The sequence below is a fragment of the Gammaproteobacteria bacterium genome, from assembly GCA_003696665.1.
Lineage (GTDB): Bacteria > Pseudomonadota > Gammaproteobacteria > Enterobacterales.
On the sequence record RFGJ01000142.1, the window covers coordinates 1 to 2,582 of the forward strand.

Genomic DNA, 2,582 nt, shown 5'->3' on the forward strand with positions numbered 1-2,582 from the left:
AACTGCTCCAAGCGGTCGATCATATCTTGCATCAGTGGTGATACGGCCGCTTCGGTTTTATCAATGTTGTCCATCTCACGCTGCAGCCGTGCCATGGTATTTTGTTGGTGGCGGATGACCGACTCTAGCTGAGCGTTGTAGGCTTTGAGGTTATCAATTTCCATCATCACCTGCTGATACTCAGCCGCCATATCACGAGTGCTTTCGGCCAAACGGTCGATCCGCTTTTGTGATGCGGCATGACTGCGCACCAGTTGTTTTTCAATTTTCATCGCCTCATCCAGCGGTTTGGCTGCAAACGAGGCTGTGCTCATTAAAGTCATTGCGACAGCAACAACGATGACGGTTAATTGTTTGGTTTGCATGAACATGACACTTCCTGAGTTTGTTTTTGAACATTTCGGAGTTCGCTAACACCGCCCCTTCACCAAAACAAATGCAGCAGCAGTAAGCTGCTACTATCCGCCTGATGCTTCGGGTAACGTCGGCGTCAGCGAGGAACCGACTCTCGGATTGCAGTGAATATAACGACTATGAAGGCACCCGTCAACGTTCCCTGTTGCATATTACTCATCTCTTATGCATAGTGCGCTCGTGGTCACCATCCGGGAGAGATCATGCGCATTTCGATCATTACCACCTCAAGAGCCGAGTACGGCCATCTTTACTGGCTCATTCGAACAATTGCAGAGCACCCTGACTGCGCGCTTGATTTAGTGGTGGCTGGCGCTCATCAATCGCCAGAATTTGGGCACACCATCCGTGAAATACAAAAAGATGGCTTCCCCATTGGCGCATGTCTCAGTGCGTTACCCGAAACCGATACCCGCGCCGACATGGCGCACTTTTCGGGCCAGTTAATTCAAGAATTGACGACGCATTGGCAGACTTGCCGCCCGGACTGGGTGGTCGTCATCGCTGACCGATATGAAATGCTGGCCCCGGCAGTCGCCGCCACTTGTCTTGGTTTGCCTATTGCCCATATTGAGGGCGGTGATGTCAGTGGGGGCGCTCTGGATGATCACGTCCGTAACGCGCTTTCAAAATTGGCCCACTTGCATTTTGCGCCAAGCCAGCGCTGCGCCCAACGTCTTCTTGCCATGGGCGAGGCTCCCTGGCGCGTCCATCATGTTGGCGCGCTCAGTTTAGAGCGCCTTGTTCGAGAAGCTTTGCCAAGCATGGAAGCGCTTGAAGCCACGCTCGGATTCCAATTGCCCGAGCGGTTTCTGCTCGCCGCCATGCACCCAGTCACTTTGGCCGACGATGTGACGGCGGATTTTGATGCGCTGCTCGCGGCATTGGCACAACGTCCCGAACCGGTGATCTTCTGTTACCCGAACGCAGATTGCGGCCATCGATACATCCGGGAAAAAATCGTCATGCTTTGCCGAAATCACCCCGAACGCTATCGGGCTGTTGTGAACCTACCGCACTTGCATTTCATCAAATTGATGGACAAAGCCACCGCCTTGATTGGCAATTCGTCCGCCGGCATCATGGAATCGCCGACGGTTGGCGTTGCCTGCCTGAATGTCGGTGATAGGCAGCTTGGGCGTGAAACTAGTGATAATACCCTGACCGTGCCCGCCACGCCGGAGGCCATTCTCGAAGGGATTGAAATCATTACATCAATTGATTTCCAAAGGCGCGCGCGACGCTGCACAAACCCATATGCCCCCCCAGCAGGGCAAGGCTACAGTTCCGAGCGCATTGTGCAAACTTTATTGACCACCCCGATAGATTTACGACTGCTGCGCAAGTTTCCCTGAACGTTTGGGGTGCCACAATCGAATGCCAGTGCGTTCACGGCTTAATGTCACGGTTTGTGTACTCTTCGAGCCATCCGGCCACAACACTTTAATGGTGACCGTCTCAATGGACAGCGGTATGCCAAATATCAATTCAGGACTACTTTGCGAGTAATAGCCGCGTACCGGCACCTGCCTCCGAGTGGCCAACGGCTTCCCTTGATGCCAAACTTCCACTCGAGCACCGATGGCGGTACGGTTTGTCGCCAAGCCCTCCAACCGAACGGCCAAGGCCCGCCCAGACTGATACGTCTGGTTAATCAGAATAATGGCCGGCCGCGCCACCTGCGTCACCACAAGATCGGGACGGCCATCACGGTTGAAATCTCCTGTCGCCAGACCTCGACCCACCCAGCGCTTATCCTGCAAGCTGTCCGTCAGTCGCCACTGTTTGCCACAGCCTTCACAATAGGAAAACACCTGCGGTGGTTGTGCATAGGTCTGTTGAGAAGACACGCGATGAATTTCATTTTCAACGTGACCATTGACTTGCACCAGTTCCGGCTGTCCATCCAGGTTCAAATCGACGAACAAAGTGCCAAACGTCAGCACTTGCCGTGTCAATGCCCCGAGCCCCCGTGCGGCCGCCAGCTCCATGAAAAAGGCATCACCAGGTCGCCGCCAGTATAAGTTGTCCGGCTCATCCGCAAAATTGCCAACCACCAGCCATTGTCCCTCGCCATTGGTGAAGACATCCGTCCCCATGGCGCCCGTGGCATGCCCCATGGCATCGTAGGCCACCCCCCATTCATCGGCCTGATTCACCAAGTGCAC

3 protein-coding genes are annotated in these 2,582 nt (G+C 54.4%); 1 reads left to right on the forward strand and 2 read right to left on the reverse strand.

Annotated features, from left to right (window positions below):
• Window positions 1–371 (reverse strand): DUF3450 family protein (locus tag D6694_04445; protein RMH45655.1); only part of this gene is annotated, 371 nt, incomplete at its 3' end.
• Between the two features lie 246 nt (window positions 372–617).
• Between D6694_04445 and neuC the strand changes: the two genes are divergently transcribed.
• Entirely contained in the window at window positions 618–1,769 is a 1,152-nt protein-coding gene (neuC, locus tag D6694_04450; protein RMH45656.1) for a UDP-N-acetylglucosamine 2-epimerase (hydrolyzing), read from the forward strand.
• On the opposite strand, the gene D6694_04455 is transcribed toward neuC, so the two are convergent.
• Complete coding sequence (locus D6694_04455; GenBank protein ID RMH45657.1) at window positions 1,743–2,582, reverse strand: CRTAC1 family protein; 840 nt, start codon at window positions 2,580–2,582, stop codon at window positions 1,743–1,745. The genes neuC and D6694_04455 overlap by 27 nt on opposite strands.

Excerpts from the sequence above, each read along its gene's own strand:
- neuC (RMH45656.1), top strand. The coding sequence starts at position 618 with ATGCGCATTTCGATCATTACCACCTCAAGAGCCGAGTACGGCCATCTT.